21 protein-coding genes and 1 pseudogene are annotated in these 20,481 nt (G+C 44.7%); 15 read left to right on the forward strand and 7 right to left on the reverse strand.

The annotated features are described in order from the left end of the window. Window positions 1–166: 166 nt before the first annotated feature. The 12 genes from GCU85_RS05770 (at window position 167) to GCU85_RS05825 (ending at window position 12,300) form a co-directional block, all read left to right on the forward strand. A complete protein-coding gene (locus tag GCU85_RS05770) occupies window positions 167–1,021 on the forward strand; it encodes a 16S rRNA (uracil(1498)-N(3))-methyltransferase (RefSeq protein WP_152810238.1) in 855 nt (284 codons plus the stop codon). After that, on the forward strand, window positions 1,011–2,753 hold the full coding sequence (locus tag GCU85_RS10325) for a two-component system sensor histidine kinase NtrB (protein WP_152810239.1): 1,743 nt from the start codon (window positions 1,011–1,013) through the stop codon (window positions 2,751–2,753). Before GCU85_RS05770 ends, GCU85_RS10325 begins: the two co-directional genes overlap by 11 nt. A gap of 126 nt (window positions 2,754–2,879) precedes the next feature. Then, window positions 2,880–4,514, forward strand: coding sequence for a sigma-54-dependent transcriptional regulator (locus tag GCU85_RS05780; protein ID WP_152810240.1), 1,635 nt, complete (start codon window positions 2,880–2,882; stop codon window positions 4,512–4,514). 105 nt (window positions 4,515–4,619) lie between these two features. Then, window positions 4,620–5,693 carry a UDP-N-acetylmuramate dehydrogenase gene (murB, locus tag GCU85_RS05785; RefSeq protein ID WP_152810241.1) on the forward strand — a complete coding sequence of 358 codons (1,074 nt, stop codon included), beginning with the start codon at window positions 4,620–4,622 and terminating at the stop codon, window positions 5,691–5,693. 96 nt (window positions 5,694–5,789) lie between these two features. Beyond that, entirely contained in the window at window positions 5,790–6,464 is a 675-nt protein-coding gene (locus GCU85_RS05790) for an HAD family hydrolase (RefSeq protein WP_152810242.1), read from the forward strand. Window positions 6,465–6,476: 12 nt separating this feature from the next. Further along, window positions 6,477–7,220 (forward strand): bifunctional demethylmenaquinone methyltransferase/2-methoxy-6-polyprenyl-1,4-benzoquinol methylase UbiE, encoded by a 744-nt coding sequence (gene ubiE, locus GCU85_RS05795; protein WP_152810243.1) that lies wholly within the window; start codon window positions 6,477–6,479, stop codon window positions 7,218–7,220. 3 nt (window positions 7,221–7,223) lie between these two features. After that, on the forward strand, window positions 7,224–8,123 hold the full coding sequence (locus tag GCU85_RS05800) for a hypothetical protein (protein WP_152810244.1): 900 nt from the start codon (window positions 7,224–7,226) through the stop codon (window positions 8,121–8,123). Between the two features lie 3 nt (window positions 8,124–8,126). Next, a complete protein-coding gene (gene ubiB, locus GCU85_RS05805; protein ID WP_328592799.1) occupies window positions 8,127–9,749 on the forward strand; it encodes a ubiquinone biosynthesis regulatory protein kinase UbiB in 1,623 nt (540 codons plus the stop codon). A 15-nt stretch (window positions 9,750–9,764) separates the two neighbouring features. After that, on the forward strand, window positions 9,765–10,091 hold the full coding sequence (locus GCU85_RS05810; RefSeq protein WP_152810245.1) for an HAD hydrolase family protein: 327 nt from the start codon (window positions 9,765–9,767) through the stop codon (window positions 10,089–10,091). Between the two features lie 31 nt (window positions 10,092–10,122). Continuing rightward, window positions 10,123–11,010: a hypothetical protein gene (locus GCU85_RS05815; protein WP_152810246.1), complete on the forward strand. Its 888-nt coding sequence runs from the start codon at window positions 10,123–10,125 to the stop codon at window positions 11,008–11,010. 173 nt (window positions 11,011–11,183) lie between these two features. Next, complete coding sequence (locus GCU85_RS10180; RefSeq protein ID WP_235896236.1) at window positions 11,184–11,744, forward strand: MFS transporter; 561 nt, start codon at window positions 11,184–11,186, stop codon at window positions 11,742–11,744. Then, complete coding sequence (locus GCU85_RS05825; RefSeq protein WP_152810247.1) at window positions 11,734–12,300, forward strand: MFS transporter; 567 nt, start codon at window positions 11,734–11,736, stop codon at window positions 12,298–12,300. Before GCU85_RS10180 ends, GCU85_RS05825 begins: the two co-directional genes overlap by 11 nt. 17 nt (window positions 12,301–12,317) lie before the next feature. Here GCU85_RS05825 and GCU85_RS05830 read toward each other — a convergent pair whose 3' ends face one another. The 6 genes and pseudogenes from GCU85_RS05830 to GCU85_RS05855 all read right to left on the reverse strand — a co-directional run bounded on the left by GCU85_RS05830 (window position 12,318) and on the right by GCU85_RS05855 (window position 16,545). Continuing rightward, window positions 12,318–12,929 (reverse strand): LysE family translocator, encoded by a 612-nt coding sequence (locus tag GCU85_RS05830; RefSeq protein WP_152810248.1) that lies wholly within the window; start codon window positions 12,927–12,929, stop codon window positions 12,318–12,320. A gap of 209 nt (window positions 12,930–13,138) precedes the next feature. Further along, window positions 13,139–13,471: a gamma-glutamylcyclotransferase family protein gene (locus tag GCU85_RS05835; protein ID WP_152810249.1), complete on the reverse strand. Its 333-nt coding sequence runs from the start codon at window positions 13,469–13,471 to the stop codon at window positions 13,139–13,141. Between the two features lie 368 nt (window positions 13,472–13,839). Beyond that, window positions 13,840–14,442 (reverse strand): glutathione S-transferase family protein, encoded by a 603-nt coding sequence (locus GCU85_RS05840; RefSeq protein ID WP_152810250.1) that lies wholly within the window; start codon window positions 14,440–14,442, stop codon window positions 13,840–13,842. Between the two features lie 23 nt (window positions 14,443–14,465). Beyond that, entirely contained in the window at window positions 14,466–15,341 is an 876-nt protein-coding gene (locus GCU85_RS05845) for a nuclear transport factor 2 family protein (protein WP_152810251.1), read from the reverse strand. Between the two features lie 126 nt (window positions 15,342–15,467). Then, window positions 15,468–15,566, reverse strand: a pseudogene (locus GCU85_RS10395) (NAD(P)H-dependent oxidoreductase); the annotation flags it as partial. Window positions 15,567–15,675: 109 nt separating this feature from the next. Next, a complete protein-coding gene (locus tag GCU85_RS05855) occupies window positions 15,676–16,545 on the reverse strand; it encodes an SDR family oxidoreductase (RefSeq protein ID WP_152810252.1) in 870 nt (289 codons plus the stop codon). Between the two features lie 173 nt (window positions 16,546–16,718). Between GCU85_RS05855 and GCU85_RS05860 the strand changes: the two genes are divergently transcribed. The 3 genes from GCU85_RS05860 (at window position 16,719) to GCU85_RS05870 (ending at window position 19,827) form a co-directional block, all read left to right on the forward strand. Continuing rightward, on the forward strand, window positions 16,719–17,150 hold the full coding sequence (locus tag GCU85_RS05860) for a winged helix-turn-helix transcriptional regulator (RefSeq protein WP_152810253.1): 432 nt from the start codon (window positions 16,719–16,721) through the stop codon (window positions 17,148–17,150). A gap of 326 nt (window positions 17,151–17,476) precedes the next feature. After that, window positions 17,477–19,246: an ATP-dependent nuclease gene (locus GCU85_RS05865; RefSeq protein ID WP_218110568.1), complete on the forward strand. Its 1,770-nt coding sequence runs from the start codon at window positions 17,477–17,479 to the stop codon at window positions 19,244–19,246. A gap of 86 nt (window positions 19,247–19,332) precedes the next feature. Further along, window positions 19,333–19,827, forward strand: a complete 495-nt coding sequence (locus tag GCU85_RS05870) for an AAA family ATPase (RefSeq protein ID WP_152810254.1) — start codon at window positions 19,333–19,335, stop codon at window positions 19,825–19,827. A gap of 286 nt (window positions 19,828–20,113) precedes the next feature. Here the strand turns inward: GCU85_RS05870 and GCU85_RS05875 are convergent, their stop codons facing one another. Next, window positions 20,114–20,464: a DUF3147 family protein gene (locus GCU85_RS05875; RefSeq protein ID WP_218110569.1), complete on the reverse strand. Its 351-nt coding sequence runs from the start codon at window positions 20,462–20,464 to the stop codon at window positions 20,114–20,116. Window positions 20,465–20,481 lie beyond the last annotated feature (17 nt).

A 20,481-nucleotide genomic window follows, 5' to 3' on the forward strand; every position in this document is an offset into this window, starting at 1 on the left:
GCGGCATGGGGCGAGGCATAGGTGCGTTATAGATGCAATATAGACTTGTTTGAGTAGGACGTGTGCTACTGGCAAGGTCATGCCGTGAAGGTCAATGCTACGAAACGAAATGAGGTAAAATTCACGTTACGAAGATTCATTGGCAGCGCACGGGCTTTGCAGTATAATGACGGTTTGTTTGGTTTGGATTGATCGCATGAAACGGCTTTATATCGACAGTGAGTTGTCCTTGAATCATGCAGCCGTGTTATCCGAAGCCGCGTATCATTATCTGTTTCGGGTCAACCGTATTGCGCCAGAGGCAACTATTGTGGCGTTTAATGGCGATGGCTACGATTATACGTGTCAGCTACAATTGACGGGGAAACGTCACGCACAGATAACGCCAGTGCGTGTGGAGAAAAACACCCGCGAGTCGCCATTGCATACGGTGTTGATCCAAGGTATATCAAAAGGCGAGCGCATGGATTATGTCATGCAAAAAGCAGTCGAGTTGGGGGTGAATGAAATTTACCCCGTCCTCACGGCAAGAGCGGTGGTCAAGCTAGACCAAACCCGCTTGGCGAAAAAAAACCAACATTGGCACGGTGTCGCTATCGGCGCCTGTGAGCAAAGCGGACGCGCTGTGTTACCTGAGATACATCCTGTTATGCCCTTGCAAACGGTGCTGGCCGCGCTTGCTACGCCACCAATAACCGCGCCACCAACAACCGCGCTAACCGCACAATCATCAGCCGAGCAATCATCAGCCGAGCAAGCACCCTTATCTGACTGCATTAAGTTGGTATTGCATCCCACGGCAAACGAAGCCGTGCTATCCTCGTTAGCAGAGGGCGCGGCCAAAACCTGCTGTATATTGATTGGTCCAGAGGGCGGGTTAACCGATGCCGAGGTATCAATGGCCAGCGCAAGTGGGTTTGTCGCTTGCCAATTAGGGCATCGTATTTTACGAACTGAAACAGCAGCCGTCAGTGCGCTCACCGCGGCACAAATTTTGTGGGGAGATTTTCGTGTTTTTTAATCGTTCAAAAGATGATCCATTAGTCGAGGGTATGGAGCAATTCCCCACTTTGTTGATGGAGCCTTGGCGCGTCAATGAGTTAATCGAAGAAGAAGCCGTCATCCAGCGCCGTCGCCTCTTTCGTGCTATTGCTTGGACGCGCATGGGTGTCGCGCTGTTGGCCTTGATTGTCTTCTTTTTTTATGGCCACCTTGATAGCGTCGTTACGGTGGTTTTATTGTGTTATATCATTTTTATTTTTGCGTTGATGCTGCGCGGTAGCCAACACCCTGATGGCATTAATCGGTATAGCTTTTTAATGGCGATTTTCGATTTGTCGTTACTGAGTTATTTTATTGTGATTAATGATAGCAAAGCGGAAATTGGTTTTTTGTTTTTGAGTGTGCTGTTGAGTGCGATGTTGATGCCGTTTGGTCGTTTGTTAATTATCGTGACATTGGCGGCATTGTCGATTGCCATTGGCAGTATGAAAAGCGTGATTAATCAGTTTTATTGGCCATTTTCTGCACAAAACTGGTGGGATATTTTGCAGACACAATCGCATCTGTTTTTGCCCAGCGAAAATTTACAAGCCATCCTGGCGATGGTGGTTGGGATTTTTGTGACGGCGGTGGTTGCGAATCGTTTGGCGAGTTGGTCGTTTCGTAACGAGGTTAAAGCACAGTTTCGTTATAAACAAGTACGCCATGTGTTGTCGTTTAACCGTTCAATTATCGAACACTTAAAGTCTGGTGTACTGGTCTTGACCGCGGATGCGAAGATTATTAGCATTAATCAGCGCGCTATTGAGTTGTTGAACCTCAGCAGCACGCAGGCGATTATTCACTTGCGTGATTTATCAATTGACTTAGCAAGGCGCTATCAGCATTGGCTGAGTAGTGGTATCGAAGCCCCGATGCCGTATCGACACAATGAAGGCGCACAAGAGGTATCGGTGTCCTTTTCGGGGTTTGGCCAAGCCGAGCAGCGTTCGGTGGTTATGATGAATCTAGAGAGCGTCAATGAATCGTTGCAACAGGCCCAAGAGGCGAAACTACAATCCTTAGGCCGCTTGACTGCAGGTGTTGCGCATGAAATTCGTAATCCATTGTCTTCAATTAGTTCTGCAGCGCAACTGCTGGGTGAGACGGCAGAAAACCCACAGCAAAAAAAGCTGACCAACATGATTGTGACAAACGTCAAACGAACCAATCAAATTATCAGTGATATTTTGGGGTTATTCAAAGAGACCCAATCACGCCGCGAATTATTGTCGGTTAATGAGACCTTGACACAATTTTGTCAGGATTTTTCACTCGCCAACAGTGAACGACGATTTGAGATTTATGTCACGGGTGAGAAAGATTTATCGTTGTATTTTATGTTTGATGCGGGGCAGTTTGACCAAGTGCTGTGGAATTTGGCGCAAAATGCGTTGAAATATGCTGGCGTAGATAATCTAATTATTACGTTGCAGTATCAATTGGCACCGTCACGGAAAAATATCTATATTGATGTGATTGATAATGGCAAAGGCATTCCTGCCGAAAAAATCCCGCATATCTTTGAGCCGTTTTACACGGGTGGCACGAGCGGGTCGGGTTTGGGGCTTTATTTGGTTCGTGAGCTTTGTAGCGCGAATAATGCGAATATTGTCTTTATGCCTTTTGAAGGTGATGATGCCTTTGGTGCGCGTTTTCGCATTGTAACGCAGACGTTTTTTTCTAAAAACACAAAGCCCAAAGCAGGCTAAAATGCCGTATAATGGCTATGATTGAGCGTCGTGATTAAAATTCGTGATTAAGATAAAGCGATTAAGATAAAGCGATTAGTAAGTAAACTAAGTCTGCATGTAATGCACCCAAATTGTTAGGAAGCCATGAGCAAAAAAACGGCAACAGCACTCATCGTCGATGATGAACAAGACATTCGTGAAGTAATCGAAATGGCCTTTATGGGCATTGGCATTGACGCGGTGTTAGCACCGACGTTAAAAGAAGGCATTCGTTTGCTGAAAAAACACGAACAAATTGATTTTTGTATCACTGATATGCGATTGCCTGATGGGGATGGGTTGGATTTAGTCAAATATATTCAGCGCCATTTTCCGCAATTGCCAGTCTGTGTGATTACTGCGCATGGTAATGTTGAGTTAGCGGTCAAAGCATTAAAACTCGGTGCGTTTGATTTTGTGAACAAGCCGTTTGACCTTGACCAGCTGCGCTCGATGGCCAAATCGGCAATGACCTTAGTTGATACAAAAGATGCACACAATAGCGACGATGGTATCGCCGCCAACACCAACGATGCAGGTCAGTCGCCGCGTCACGCAAGTGCGGTTAATATTATCGGCGACTCTGCTGTTATGAAAAAATTGGACGCGGTGATTAAAAAACTGGCGCGTTCACAAGCGCCTGTGTTTATCTATGGCGAATCCGGCACAGGAAAGGAATTGGTTGCGCGCAGTATCCATGCGCAATCGGCGCGGCGCAACGGTCCATTTGTCCCGGTTAATTGCGGTGCTATCCCTGAGAATTTGGTCGAAAGTGAATTTTTTGGCTATAAAAAAGGTGCATTTACTGGCGCAGATAAGGATTATCCTGGGTTATTTGTGTCGGCCAATGGCGGTACGATATTTTTGGATGAAGTGGCAGATTTGCCCTTATCGATGCAGGTCAAACTGCTACGCGCAATCCAAGAAAAAGCCATACGCCCGATAGGGGGCAACCGCGAGCTAGCGATTGATGTGCGAATTCTATCGGCAACGCATAAAAACCTCGAAAAAATGGTGGAATCCCATGAATTTAGAGAAGACTTATACTACCGACTCAATGTAATATCGCTAGGTATTCCACCGCTGAGACGGCGTAATGGCGATATTGCCCTGCTGGCTGAATTCATTATTAAAAAAATGACCCAATCGTTAGGGAGTGATACGATTGTTTTATCGGATTGTGCGATTGACAAACTAATGGCGTATGATTTTCCGGGTAATGTGCGCGAGTTAGAAAATATCCTTGAGCGCGCCGCCACGTTTTGCGAACATCAAACCATTACCGAGGCAGACATTCATTTAACCAGCCAAATGATCGAAGGCGAAGATAGCCTGAGTATTGATTTGAACGCAGCAATGGATACTGATTCACCTGTGGTGCCAGAGACTAAAGGGCAGCAGGCGAATCAAGCGCGGGTTTCCTCACAAACTGATCCGCAAAAACATCCACAGGCACAAAATGCAGGGCAGCAAAATGGCGCACAAACAAGTGTAAAAACAAATATGCAAACTCATCTGCAAACTCATCTACAAACGACAGAAAGCCCTCGCGATGATACCCATACCATCGATGTTGACGCGTTGCCCAATGATTTAGATGCCTATCTTGAATCAATCGAGAAAAAAGCCATCCTTTCAGCATTAAAAGCAACCGATTACAATAAAACCAAAGCGGCAGAAAAACTGGGGATTAGCTTTCGCGCATTTCGCTATAAATTACAGAAATATGACATTAAATAAGTTGATTTCCCCTACTTTACAATACATCCGTTCGCGGTGCGCTGACGCAAAAAACACGTTCGTCGCAAAAAAACACGCTCGTCGCAAAGGCATGCACCCACTAATATGCGCTCACTGACCACAATGCAAACGCCGGTTCAGGCAGACAACATTATTTACTTAACGTCGCACCAGCAATTGACGGCCTTAGTCGAACAGCTATCACCGCCTTTTGTTGTCTTAGGTGAGGGGTCGAATGTCGTTTTTGTCGGAGATTATTCTGGTACCGTGGTTGTTAATCAGCTACCTGGTGTAACGATTATCGATGATAACGAATCAACGGTAACGGTGCTTGCTGGTGCGGGTGAAAATTGGCATCATTTTGTTTGTCAGATGGCGGCGGCTGGTTATCACGGGCTGGAAAATCTAGCATTAATTCCGGGTACCGTGGGGGCGGCACCAGTGCAAAATATCGGGGCTTATGGTGTTGAGGTCTGTGAATTCATCGACTGGGTGGATGCTTTTGACTGGGTTGAGAAAAAATGGGTTAAGCTGTCTGCTGATGCCTGTCAGTTCGGCTATCGTGATAGCCTTTTTAAGCAAACAGCTCAACCAGACCGCTATCTGATTACCGCCGTTGCTTTTACCCTAAAAAAAACGTTTGAACCGGTGTTGACTTATCGTGAAGTGAATGCATGGTTTGCCGAGCAACCACCACAAGACGGAAACGCATTATTGTCTGCCATTGTCAGCATCCGCCAAGCCAAACTGCCTGACTATCGCTGTACACCAAACGCAGGTAGCTTTTTTAAAAATCCTGTCATTAGTGGTGCGCAGTATCGATTATTACAGGCAAATTACCCACAAATACCGGGCTTTTTGCAGCCAATCACTCACGCTATGCCAGAAAATTCTGGGACTGATAATAGCGAACCGAACGTCAAAATCCCTGCCGCGTGGTTAATCGAGCAGATAGGCTTTAAGGGCATGGTTAAAGAAACGGGTGCGGGTGTTTATGAAAAACATGCCCTGATTTTGGTCAATACTGGGCAGGCGACGGGCAAAGCGATTTATGATTTGGCCCAAGAAATTAGGCAAAGCGTTGCCAAAACGTTTACAATAAATTTGCTACCCGAAGTGCGATTTATTGGTGATTTTGGGGGCGAGTTTGAGGGCGAGTTTGGGCGTAATGTCGGGTGAGTTGAGCGTAAATTCAGCACAGAATAACTAGTGGGGAGCAATGAATAGACAAAGCAAAATCAAATGGTCACGTAAAGAAATAAGGGGTAATAGCTAATGATGCATGACGTTTCTGCGGTTATTTTTGACATGGATGGGGTTATTTTTGACTCCGAGCAAGTCTATTACGATGCTTTTTTTATCGTGGCTAAAGAGCACGGACTCATGGCGACAGACGCCATGGTCAGAGAATTTGCGGGCAAGTCAAAATCAGGATGCCAGTTGATTTTACAAAACTTATTAGACAATGATTTGGAAAAAACACAGCAGTTTTGGCAAGATTGGGGGCGCGCTCGTGATGCCTTATTACATGACAACGGCATGCCATTTAAGTCTGGTTTTGTCGAGCTACTGCAATCGATTACTGCCACAAACCGCGATGTAGCGATTGTGACATCGGCTGAGCGTGCGGATTTAGAGGATAACTTTCGTCGGACGAATACCACGTTGCTTGATACTTTCAAACATATCGTCACGATTGAAGCGGTAAAGCAGCCCAAGCCCCACCCAGAACCCTATGACAAAGCCATGCGTTATTTAGGTTATGCCCCTGAAAATTGCGTGGTGATTGAGGACTCAATTCCTGGGGTTAGTGCGGCGTTAGCCGCCAACGCTCAGACCATCATGATTAATGATTATATGCAACCTGAGCCATCGCTCAGGGCGAGGTTGCTTCATTATGCAACGCATCACCAAGACATTTTGCAGTTTATGCAAACCAACGGCTTGTAACGGAGAAAAACCATGACAGATAAAACCCATTTTGGCTATGAATATGTGGATAAAAAAGAAAAAGCCGCCAAAGTGTCCGCAGTATTTGACTCGGTAGCGAGTAACTATGATGTAATGAATGATGTGATGTCATTAGGTGTGCACCGATTTTGGAAGCATTTTAGTGTGATGCTAGCCGATGTTAGACAGGATATGGTGGTATTGGACTTGGCTTCGGGGACTTGTGATTTGGCGATTCAAATGGGCAAAAAATTAGCCGGTACAGGTCGTCTAGTGGCATCGGATATTAATCCCAATATGCTTGCAAAGGGTAGAGATCGCATGGTTGATAAGGGGTTAATCGAAAACATTGAGTTTGTCGAAGCCAACGCCGAGCAATTGCCGTTTGCCGATAATACGTTTGATTTGGTGACGATGGCCTTTGGACTGCGCAATGTCACCGACAAAGATCAAGCCCTGCGTGAGATTTTTCGGGTACTAAAACCCGGTGGGAAATGTCTGGTGCTAGAGTTTTCTAAACCCAGCCATGCACCGCTCGAAACCCTGTACGATTTTTATTCATTTAATGTGTTGCCTAAGCTGGGTAAATGGATTGCCAAAGACGAAGCCAGTTATCGGTATTTGGCCGAATCGATTCGAATGCACCCTGACCAAGCGACATTGCAAGCCATGTTTGACCAAGCAGGCTTTTCGATGACGAAGTACCAAAACCTCACGGGCGGTATTGTCGCTATTCACCAAGGCATTAAAATTTAACGGATGATGGCGTATTCGATCGTGGGTTCTCAATGTTTTGCGAGTCTGCTCAATATCGCATTGAGCCGCCATCAGCGCGAGTGCTGTGTAAAATCGAGTGACGGCAATTCCCGCGACGGTAATCCCTGCGACGACAATCCCCGCGATGGCAACCCTAGCCATCGCAATGGCAACCCTAGCCATCGCAATGGCAATCCTAGCCATCGCAATGGCGCTATAGATTTGTCACCGCTAGAATCCTTGTCAATTACGTTGGCGATTGATGAGCTACCTGCATCAATTGCGGTACGGTTTGTCAATGGTCGGGCAACCGCGATGTTAACAGATACGGCCACAGCAACAGATATGACAACAGATACGAGAACCAGCGCTGAGGCAACAGATGTGGCGTTTTCAGGCAGTTTGTCAGCGATGGTTGCGTTACTGACGGGCGAGGTTGGTTTGGCTGATTCTGAGGTTTATATTACGGGGAAAATTGGCAGCGCCCAGCGTTTTCAAGCGGTTTTTTCGGCGTTAGCGGTTGATTGGCGTGATTTTTTTACACGCCGTTTGCCTGAGACGATTTCAACGTTAGTTCCAGGCCTTATCCCTGATTTGATACCTGAGGCTATGCGTGATTCAATGCGAGATTCAATGCGTGATTCAATACGCGGCGAAGGTGCTAAAACCCACAAAGCTGCATTACAAAAAAGTCTGCATGCGTTTACCAGTGGCGCTCAGCTAGTCGATGCAGGCGCGACACAGTTAACACAATCTTTGCATGAATACGTAACCCAAGACAAAGCATGGGTGGTGCCCCGCGCGGAATTTCAAGCACTCAGCGGGTTAGTCGATACGCTGGACAGTCGATTAACCCAGCTGTTAAAGCAAATCGAATTAAATCAAACCAAGTCAGGAGAATAACCGGTGATTCAAAACGTTGCGCGTTTTTTTAAGGTGTGGCATACCTTAGCCAAGTACCGAATTGATGCGCTGATTCCAAAAACGAGTCGGCATGGTATGATTAAGCTCTTAGTCTTTATGATGCCTGTTGCTTGGTTTCGCCAGCCGTCGGAGTCACGCGCGGTACGTGTGCGTTTGTCGCTAGAGTCATTGGGGCCGATTTATGTCAAATTTGGACAGGCGTTATCGACACGCCCTGACTTATTGCCCCCTGATATTGCTGCCGAATTGGCAAAGTTACAGGATGATGTTGCGCCTTTCTCCAAAGAGTTAGCGATTGAAATTATAGAGAAAAGCTTAAAAACGCCTGTCGGTGAAGCATTTGCTTCGTTTAGTGACGAGGTGCTTGCATCAGCATCGATTGCACAAGTCCACACCGCGACACTGCACAGCGGCGAATCGGTGGTTGTTAAAGTGGTGCGGCCACAGATTGAACGCACCATTCGCAATGATTTGTGGCTGATGTATCGCTTTGCCAATGTCTTGCAACGATTGTCCAAAAATATTCGGCGGCTGCATTTGCCCGAGGTGGTTAGCGAGTTTGATAAAACCATTATGGGCGAATTGGATTTGATGCAAGAGGCAGCCAATGCCAGTACGCTAAAACACAATTTCAAAGATTCAGATTTGCTTTATGTGCCAGAAATTTATTGGGATTATTGTGGTAAAAACGTACTGGTGATGGAGCGTGTATTTGCCGTCTCTATTGGCGATATGAAAACGCTGCGTGAAAAACGCGTGAATCTGAAAGAACTCGCTGCGCGTGGCGTGACTATATTTTTCACGCAAGTCTTTTACCATCAATATTTTCATGCAGATATGCACCCTGGCAATATTTTTGTTGACATCAGCGACCCCGAAAAACCCAAATACGTCGCCATTGATTTTGGTATTATGGGTAGTCTGAATGATCAGGATCAATACTACTTGGCGGAAAATTTTCTGGCCTTTTTTAACCGTGATTATCGCCGTGTTGCCAAGCTGCATATCGACTCAGGTTGGGTGCCTGCCAATGTTTCAGTGACTGATTTTGAAGCCGCTATTCGCAAAGCCAGCGAACCCATCTTTGGCAAACCGCTCAAAGACATTTCCTTTGCTCAATTTCTGCTGACACTATTTCAAACGGCTCGCCGTTTTGAGATGGAGGTGCAGCCTCAGCTGGTATTGTTGCAAAAAACCTTTTTTAATATCGAGGGGTTAGGGCGTGTGTTGTATCCTGATTTGGATTTGTGGGAGACGGGTAAGCCCATTTTGGAAAAATGGATGAAAGACCGATTTGGCCTGCGTGCGATACTTAAACAAATGCGTACGCATTCAGGTGAATATACCGAGGCGCTCACTCAATTGCCTTTGTTGATTAACCAGCAATTACAGCAAACACAACAGCAACAGCAACAACAGGAGCGCCGTCAACGTGCACAGTGGCGGCGAAGTCTTATCGTTGCGGCTAGTGTTGTGTTTAGTGCCTCGGCTTGGTTGATTTTTCAGCCGAGTTTGTGGGCAGAACCCTATTCACGGTATTTTTTGGGTGGTGTGATTGTTTTGATGGTATGGCAATTGCGTCGTGGGCTAAAAAGTGAGGCATAAGGCGCTCAAGACAGGGTGTTGAGCGATAGGGCGCAGATTCAAAATCGAAGCAAGTCGTTTAAAGCCAACGCTGTACAGCTTGCGCTGTTACACAACCTATTGGCAATCGATGCAGACACAGCAAAGCAGCGCGTCTTATTTATTGGCGATTCGCATAATGACGCGGTTATGTTTAATTATTTTGATTTATCGGTGGGTGTGGCGAATGTGATGGATTGTATCGAGACCCTGGCGCACCGACCTAAATACATCACGCAACAAACCGAAAGACAGGGTTTTGTTGAACTGGCTGAGTGGTTATTGGATAATCAATCAGATGAAGAAAAACATCATTTAATTTAATGAGTACTCAAAATATATTGGAGAGATTTGTATGAAACTGGAAAAAGCATACGCAGAAGATATCAAATCTTACATTACTGCTTATGAGGCTGATCAACAATTTAAAATAGGTAAGATAAAGTCAAAGTTTAACTTTAAATGCCCCGGTAACGACTGTCTTGCTCCCGTCACATGCGCTAACTTAGATCGTCCAGATCGTCTAAGAAAACGAGAGCCTTATTATAAAGTTGTCGGTGAGCACAGTGCTGAATGTGATTTAGCTAAAGATATCAATATCCAAAGTCATGCTGCAAGCATGTGCCAAGATATCTATGGTGAGAGCGACCCGTATTATAAAGGCATCCGTCGTCTAGACCTACAACTTCCAAGCACTAAACGACTAGCACGTGATGACAATAATGATCAGACGATGAATGCAACGGAAACGTCAAGACATACACATGAAACTGAATCAGGCAAGCGTAAAAATCAGCCCAGAATTCGACTGTCATCATTAATTGATACATACTTAAACGAAGAGTTCTTTGAATTACAATTACCAGCCATAGGCGTCATAAATAGTCGTGATTTATTTTTTGAAATCAATGGTCAGGACATAGGGGGGCTTGAAGATTATTTTCGAATTTTTTATGGCAAAGCATGGTTTAATAAGAAAGAAAAAGGCTACTCTGTCGTGTTTGACAAAACACTTACACACGGAGAAACCACCCAAAGACCTTCAACCTATATACCCATCAGTGTTATTGAGTCTTCTCCTTTTAAGCATTTCAATTTAAGTACGATGGAAAAAATAGCTGATAACAGACCTAAAGATGTTTTTGTACTTTCAGAAACAGGTCCTCGTGTTAAAAATGGCTACATCAATCTGTGGTGCGAAGGCATTATGTACATTGATTATCGATTGATAAAACCTCGGTAAATGAATCCACAAATAACCGATAGCATTAGCCCCCTGCCAACAACTCCCTCGGAAACTCACTCATGACAACCACCCGCTCTATGGATATGGCTGCTTCGTTTATCGAGTTTTTCGGGTGATTATTTATATCAAATGGCGATTATTTGGATGGCGTGGACATTATCGGATTCAGTATGGTTTACGGGGAGCGTCGCGGCGGCGTATCGCCTGCCATTTTGGTGTTTTGGGTTGTTTGCTGGCATAGTCGCGGATCGGTTCAATCGCCAATCGATTGTGATTCGCGCCAATACGATGCGTTGGTTGTTGTCGCTGTGTATTTTATCCTCTATGCGAGCGATTTGATGACGCCGTTGCTGCTGTTAGGGTTGGTGTTTTTTATTTCGGTGGCGTGGTCGTTTGAAAATCCCGCGTTTTCCGCGCTCATTCCGCAACTGACCGACGCCTCATCCATTGGCACAATCAATCATCTGATCGACAACACGAAGCGCATTGCAGGTGTCGTGATGCCGTTGCTGTCCATCTGGCTGGCATCGCATAGCGACACAGGCGATTATTTTTTGATTATTGCCGCGTGCTATTTGCTGGCAACCGTTTGTGCGTCACGGTTTACGCCCATCATCCCATTTCAGCCGAACACGGCTAGCGTATCACTGCTTTCGCGGTTTAAAACCATGTTTCGCCTGTTTTTACATTATCCGCTGATTATGATCGCCGTGTTTTGCTTTGCGTTTTAATTTAGCGTACGGCGCGGGCGTGGTGTTAGTGCCGATTATCATTGATCAACACTACCATTTGGGGTTGGATGGTTTTAGCCTGTTTATGGCAGCCCAAGGTTGCGGCGCATTAGTCGCTAATCTATTACTCCGCAGGGCGATGCTACCCAGCCAGACGCAACTCAGTCCAACGAAATTCAGTCGAGCGCATCAACAGGTTTACCATGCACCTTTTTATGGGTTTATCATCGTCGCAATCGGCTTAATCGCCGTTGCACTTTGGCACAGCCTGCCAATGCTGATTGTGTTTGGTTTTGTGGGTGGCTGCGGATTGCCACTGATGGATATTTACATGCCCAGCTTGATTCATAGCGTCGGCAACGCGCAACATCACGGCAGATTGTTTGCCATTTGGCGGTTTTTTGCGGATTTTGGCATGGTGATGGGATTTGCGCTCAGCGGACTGCTCACATCCTTTGCCACAGCACCGACTGCTTTAACACTGATTGCCGTGCTGACGATCCCAGCCTCGCTTTACGGATTGTATCGATTTAACCGCAGCCATAAACATATGTAAAAAAATTTGTTCTATCCCTACTTGCTGGCAGTGGCTAAACCAACACCAAAGCACATAAATGTGCCACCGCTGAATCGACTGATGATACGCCCGCCTTTTTCAGAAGCTAACCACCCTCGTGCAGACCTAGCCAGTAATGAATAAACTAGATGAATGCATACGACAAGTGAGCTATACGTCACGACCAAAATGATGAATTGAGTTGTAAAACCTTCGGTGAAATCTATGAATTGCGGAAATACGGACATAAAAAAGAAGACGGCTTTAGGATTGGTCAGCTGGAGCGTTAGCCCCTCTAAAAATTGAAGTTTTCTGTTTTTATAGGTTGCATTGTTTAAGTCCACGCTGATTGCAGGAGAGCGCCAAAGTTTAATGCCTAAATAGATTAAATACGCAGCGCCAACAAACTTCATAATCGTAAAGGCTAGCGATGATGTCATAAGTAGGATTCCTAGGCTTGTGGCAGATACACCTGCCACTATAAAAGTACCAAACGCAATGCCAAGAATCCCGCCTATTGCCCCTTTTGTGCCGTAGCGAATAGTATTGGTCAATGTTAAAACAACACCAGGACCTGGGCTTAACACCGTGATAACCGCTATTAATAAAAACAATAAATAATTTTCCATATTATCCTCTTAGGACATAACCGTTAATTTTTTGCTCGCCACACTTAGGGCAGCATCGCAATGCCATTGCTAATAACAGCGTCTGCTGTAAGTATTCCTGCTAGGGTCGACTACCTATGAACGACACCATTCATTGAAATAACGGTACGCTCTGGACAGCCGCTTTTCTGACGGCACAATCGGCAAAGCAGTGCGACTACATCTGTTTGTTAGGCGGCTGTGTTGAGCGCATAAACATAGGCTTCAATAACTTCACCGCTTTCAATTTTGACTTGTACTCGTTGTCGCTGATAACCAGTGCCCTCGAATTCATCAAGCATCGACCAATGTTTTGATAGCTGATCCGATGAAAAAACAAAACCCTCTACTCCTTCCCCTTCGTCTGATGGGACAATGCCAGGAAAACCTTGCGCCGAACCCCAGCCTTCGTCCAGCAGCTTCCCTTTTAGAATCGCTCTATCCCAATGACCTGGTATGTCCTCTAAAACATGATGATTCGGCCTTCCTGGCGCGAGCGTACCGTAAACAAACAATCGTTCCATTTTTCCTATACCTCCTAATTTTGATGCCGCCTAACAGTTTATTCGCAGCATTCCGTAAATATCATGCTATTGAGCCACAGCTTAATCACTTAGCACGCGCCGTCTATCTGGTTCATTTTTTGTTCGTTTTATGCCTCATTGAGCACCTTAGAACCCTTGCCACTTCAGCTACGCTTTATTTAAAATAAGCATACAACACAATCCATTAATCCACCAATATCTTATTCACTTAAGTTCTGGCATAACGACTTCCTTTATACCATTGGCAGTCTGACGAATCGAAGAGAGCATAATAAATGCACGACCCTATCCACCAATAAAAAAGCCCTAGCAAAGCTAGGGCTTAAAAAGTCAGTCACACATCACACTTACGGCAGCATCGCAATGCCGCTGTTTTTCATTTTATGAACCGATGGATGGGCACAAATGTCTTGCCACCAACGCGCTAAGGCAGGGAAGTCATTATAGGCATCGGTGCGATATTTACGATGCACCCATTCGGTGGCAAAGACGGCGTGAAAATCCCCCACCGTTGGCGCATCATTAATCAAAAACCGATGGTCTTTGAGTTTATGCGAGAGCAGTTCAAACCATTGCGTGGCGCGTTCGGGTTTATCCGCCAATTTGCCACTGAGCGCATCGCTAAAAATATCGTTGATATCCAGCACGGTTTGCTGGCAATCGAATTGCTCGGCTTCGGTTTGCCCCGCCAGTCCAAAGGTTTGTCCCAAGATTTGTAAAATCGCGGGCGTTTGTCCGATGGTCATGCCGTTCGGCAAGGTGATGGCGGGATAACGAAAATGGGCAAATAACGCTTCGCCTTCGCCCGTCGGTGCATCTTTGGGTTCGCGGATGGTGTAATCGGCACCTGCTTCGTCTAGGGTCAGGACGACGCCAATCGCCCGCCCCCAAAACTGCTGACACGCCGTCCAATAATATAATGTATAAGCTGATTGATCTGTGTTCGTCATCGTAAAAACCTCAGTAAAAACCTCTAAAATCCAAACATGGTGTTATCATTGGCTAAGCCTTCGGTGGGGATGGCTTGAATCACGTCCCAATGTTCGGCAATTTTACCATTTTCAAAGCGTACTAAATCATAAAAAATTGAATGCACGCCCAAGTGCTGACCTTCGGCAATCGAGAGCACATAGTTACCTTCACCAACCACAATATGTTGCTTTTCAAATACCCATCTTGGTTTCACTTTACCGCTCATTTGTGCGGCAAAAAAGCCCTCGATGCCATCGGCAGCGTCAGGATTGTGTTGCTTATAATCAGGGTGAAAATAGGTTTGTAAGGCTGCGCCAGCTTCTTCAAGTGTACCGTTAATGAAAATATCAAAGGCTTGTTTGAGCTTGGATTTATTGGCTTCGGTTTGATCCAAATCGGTAATCGCAGTAATACCATCGGTTAAGCGACGACCCGAAGCATTCGGCTCGCTTTCGCATTGCATCGCATCCCAATGACCTGCCAACCTGCCGTCGGTGTTGACGCTAAAGAAATCAAACGCCACCATTTCGTTACAACCATGCCCAAAAGCTTCGGCATTGTGCCACTGGTTTAAGGCAACGGTATATTCACCGTCTTCGAGCAATAGCACCGTGCTGACTTGAATATTTTGCGCTTCAATCACAGGGAATAAATTCAATAACCCTTCCGCTTTGTCGGCAATAAAGGGGTTATGCTGCTCGTAATCAGGATGTAATATTGCTTCGGCAGCAGCGGCATCACGGCTATTAATCGCGTTCATTAAGGTTTCAACCGACGCCTTTCCGTTGCGCGACGAGGTTTCATGTGTGGCGTGTTGATTGCTGCTGCACGCTGCCAATAGCCCCGATAACAGCATTAATACGATGGATTTTTTCATGGTGCACCTCCCGATGCGATGATAAGTTATCAAGCGTCAACGCAAACACGCTTCGGCGCATGATTGCCCCGAAGCGGTTTCGTTAGCCATTGATAATCAATGCGTTGACGCTATTTGATGCTGGCGTTAGCCTGCAAAAACGGTTTGCAGATGTTGATCAAGACGTTTGAAATCATTGGCAATATCGCCGTTTTTCATCACATCAAAACAGGCGAAAGTCGGCAGCGGCTTGGTTTAACTCACCTTTGGCAAAGGGATATTCTTGGTGAGCATTGATAATTAAGGCTTTCTTCATCTTTTTTCCTCGTTTGATTTGTTATGCAATACAGGACGATTAAACGTCCTTACCGCCTAACACGTCTTCCAATTGCATTTCTGCCAGTACGCGGTCTTGAATCGGTTGCTTGGCAGCGTTCATTTCATCCACGCCCCATGTGATACCGACGACGGTGCGCGTTGGGCGTTTGCCAGCAGGCATCGCGGCAAGTTTTAAGTACGTATCGACGACTAATTGTGGGTCAGGCGCTTCTTCGCTTTCTAGGAACTGTCCGAAATGCTCGGTTAACGCAGCTGGCACGTTTGCCAATTCGCCGTAACTGGCTAATACATCGCTACGCGCAGGCGTTTCGCCACCACCTAACAATCCTGAGCGGAACGGCCCCGGCTGCACAATCGCAACATCAATGCCCAATGGCGCGACTTCGTAGCGTAAGCCTTGCACATAGCCTTCAAGCGCGTGCTTGGTCGCGCTGTAAGTCGAGAAAAAGGGCGGCGAGATTTGCCCAACTAATGACGACGTATTAACAATCAAGCCTGATTTCGCTGCGCGCATCGCTGGCAATACCGCTTGCATGGTACGAATCGCGCCAAAGTAGTTGATTTCCATTTGCGCTCTGGCTTGATCCATGCTGAACGCTTCGGTGATGCCAATGTACATGACCCCAGCGTTGTTGATTAAAATATCAATGCTGCCTGCTTTGGCAAGTATTCCAGCGACTGCCGTTTTAACCGATTCGTCATTGGTGACATCCATATCCACAACATGGATGTGGTCCGAATGTGCGGCGAGTTCTGCTTTAACAGCGGCATTTTTGCCGTCTGGTTGACGCATGGTGGCAAATACTTGGTAGCCTTGGTCAGCAAAATCTTTCGCGGATGTTTGCCCAAATCCACTGCTGCTGCCTGTAATAATCACGTTTTTCATCAAATGTTCCTCTGTTAAGAATGGGGGGGGTTAATTTTCTTGCTTGCATATTGCAAGTGATAATACTAGCATATTACTTTTAATTTGCAAGTAATTTGCATTGTACATGATTGCTTTTGTTTTGCAAGTGATTTATCATAGGCACTCTATATTTCACTTTTTGAGCGCATTCCATGCACAACACAGTACCCTTTCGGTGCGATTGCCCCATTACCTCGGCACTAGATATTATCGGTGATCGCTGGATGTTGATTATTGTTAAACAAATGCTGGTCGAGGGAAAACAAACCTTTAAAGAATTTACACAAAGCGATGAAGCCATCGCCACCAATATTTTATCGACCAAATTAAAATGCCTTGAAGCGCTCGAAGTCATCACCAAAACACAAATGCCGGGCAATAAAAAAACCAATATCTATCGCTTAACCGAAAAAGGACTCGCACTAGCCCCCCTCATCATCGAACTCGCCATCTGGAGCGACGCGTATGTCCGCCCCATGCACGCCGACATGCAAAAACCCAAAGAACTCACCCTAATACATCAAGACAAAGCCGGCTTTATTGACGCCTTAGTGCAGCGCTATAAAGCACAGTCGCCATTATAGGCGCAAAGAGCGAATTGATATAAAAGGCAACAAAGCGACAAATCAATACGCATATATCACGATAAAAAGTGGCTTTTCCATTAAAACGAACAACAAAAAATCTAATAATAAGTTGATTTGCATCAAGGTTTAAGGTTATAGTTCATGATTAATAAACTGCTGTTGAATATGAAATCAGGACATACCATGTTATTGTTATTTATCCGACAGCTCACGAGAAAATGATTGATAATGCAGATTATTTTAATATTTAATTGCCTGTCTTCTATAAAGGGATATAAGGCAAAGTGTTCGTTATCCTACTGTTAGGCTACAAGGAATAAATAGTGAAAATTGAAAGTATATGGGTCAAAAACTGGCGTTCATTAAAAGAACAAAAGCTAGAAGCACAAGATCTGATGGTTATCATTGGCCAGAATAACCACGGGAAATCGAACCTTTTGTCTTCTGTCTTGTTCTTCTTTGGTGAGATAAAGCAACAAGATCTGGATTTTCATCATGGTTCTTCAGAACTATTTGTGGAAATTGAGTTTGGTGATCTTGATGAATCAGACAAAACTACTTTCAAGAAGTATTTAACCTCTGAAGAAAAAATAGTTGTAAGAAAAACTGCCTTTCTAGGCGGTAGTTTTGAATACCGAGGGTACATAGAAAACCCATCGGATGCCTGGCTTCAAGAAGCAAATGCTTCTGCTTATACTAAAAGAGAGCTTGCTTCCAGTCTTCCATTCCATCCTTATATCCCCGATTCTGGTCGAATTACCAAACAAAACATCATTGATGCCCAAAACGAATATATCCAAAATAACAGGGAAGCTATTCAATTCGCTTTTGAGCTTGAGACGACAAACTTTCTTGGTTTGCAAAGTGTCGCAAAGGGAATATTTGGTGAGGTTTACTTTATACCAGCTGTAAAAGAAGCCTCGGATGATTTTTCTTCTAAAGATTCTAGTGTTTTCGGAAAAATGTATGCTGATGTTGTAGCTTTAATGTCTGAGCACAATAACGACTGGAAGGAAACAAAGGAAAAACTCGGGAAACTATTTTCCACCCTGAATAAAAAAGATCATGAAGGCAATGACAATAATGATAGACCTCAGCAATTAACTGACTTTGAGAAAGAGTTAACAGATGAACTTGTTGCATGGGGTGCCAAAGTAGATATTGAAGTAAGCGCCCCTGATATTGAAAATGTATTTAAAGCAAATACGCAGGTTTGGATTGATGACGGTGTTAGAACTGATATAAAAAGAAAAGGGCACGGTTTACAGCGTGCTCTGACAGTTGCGCTAATACAAGTTGTTGCTAAGAAGGCTCTTGCTGAGGCAAAGTCAGCGGAAGAGCGAGGAAATAGAAAATCATCAAATTCTAGATACTTCATATTCGAAGAGCCTGAACTTTATTTGCATCCTCAAGCACAAAGGTCGTTATTCGACTCATTCGTGGCTTTGTCTGAGTCAGGGAGTCAAGTTATTCTATGTACTCACTCAAGCGGTTTAATTGATGTTGAGCGTTATAAGTCTATTTACATAGCAACAAAGGATGATGAGTTAAACGGAACTAAGGTTAAACAATGCACCGAAGACTTATTTGAAGGTGATTCGAAGAAAGATTTTAATCTTTCCTACTGGATCAATCCTGATCGTGGGGAATTGTTTTTTGCAAGTAAAGTTGTTTTGCTAGAGGGCGCTACAGAAAAAACTGTATTTCCTCTGTTGGCGAAAAAGCTCGGTGTTTTCAGGTACGAATATACGTTAATTGATTGTGGCTCAAAATACAATATCCCTCTTTACGTTAAGCTGATGAATAAATTTTCTATCCCATATGTGGCTGTTTATGACCGAGATCATCAAGCTCACAAAGGGGACGATGCAATTGCGTCAGCAGATCGAATAACACAAAAAATTGTTGATGAGATTGATAACCACATAGGTTCTTCAGTGGTCTTAGAAAACGATATAGAGGAAGAGCTAGGCTTACCAAATGGGGGCAGTAGCAAACCTTATATCGCATTAAGTCACATCACAGCAGAAGGTTTTGCGGTCACTTCACAAATGGCACAAAAGATCAGAGAAGTTTATGACGCAGAGGCCTAACAAGTTGCTGCACTCGGAAAAATTACTCGCTGCGCTCCCAATTTACCAGTGAGCAAGGCGTTATGCACTAATAGAGAGTCAAAAAAATGGCGAGACTAATTATTGTTACGGGTCCAACAGGTGTTGGCAAGACCACATATTCCTTATCTTTATCCAAGGACATTAGGGCAATCCGATTTTCTATAGATCCGTGGATGCAGAATCTATTTTCAAAAGATATGACCTCCCTTGATTATGACTGGATGATTGAGAGAGTGAATCGGTGTTATGTTCAAATCTGGCAGGTTAGTGAGCAAATTTTAAAATTGGACAGCAACGTGGTTTTAGATCTAGGCTTTACTACTAAAGAGCAGCGCGGTCATTTTGCTGCTCTTGCAAAGGGTCTCGACATTGAGCCAGAAGTACATTATTTGAGCGCGCCAAAAGATGTTCGCAAAAAGCGCGTAGAAAAAAGAAACTTAGACAAAGACCCTAGTGTTTACGCCTTCGAGGTTACTGATTTCATGTTTAACTTTATGGAGCCAAAATATGAAATCCCAGACGAACAAGAATTAGCAAATGGTTGTGTCATAAATACATAACAAGCTAAGGCACGCAGGACTCGCTAACACTCGCCCGAAACACCAATCCAGGAAAACACCAATCCAGGACACCCACTAAAATCCCTGTGTTCACTATCGAAATGTGAAATTTGGATAAATTTGAACGCACTGAGTGATTGCCCTGATTGAATTTTGCTAATTCAATTTGTGCCCTATACGTCAGACAAAGCCGGCTTTATTGATGCCTTTGTGCAGCGCTATAAAGCACGATAAGCACGATTGCGATTATAGGCGTTAACGCATGATGCGGTTGTTTTATGAAAGTTCATAACACCACGCCAAAGTGACGAAGCATCACCACCATTAACCAATAACAAAGCGCAGTGATTCCAATTGAAATGATTAAACTTAGGTAGAAATTTACGCCTTTGTCTAGCAATAAAGGCAATGCAATAAATAACGCCAAAGAAGGCAATACCAACCAAAAAACACTACTGGAGAATTCGCTAATCTTGGCTTTATCTTCTGTGTCAATATATAGCCAAAGCATTGCCAGAACTGACGTTAACGGCACTGAAGCTAAAATCGCGCCGATGAGCGTACTGCGTTTGGCAATTTCTGAAATAAGCACTACCAAAACGGCAGTAATTACGATTTTTATAAAATAATAGAGCACTATTTCCCTCGCTTTGA

The sequence above is a fragment of the Ostreibacterium oceani genome, assembly GCF_009362845.1.
In the GTDB taxonomy this organism is placed as follows: Bacteria; Pseudomonadota; Gammaproteobacteria; order Cardiobacteriales; family Ostreibacteriaceae; genus Ostreibacterium; species Ostreibacterium oceani.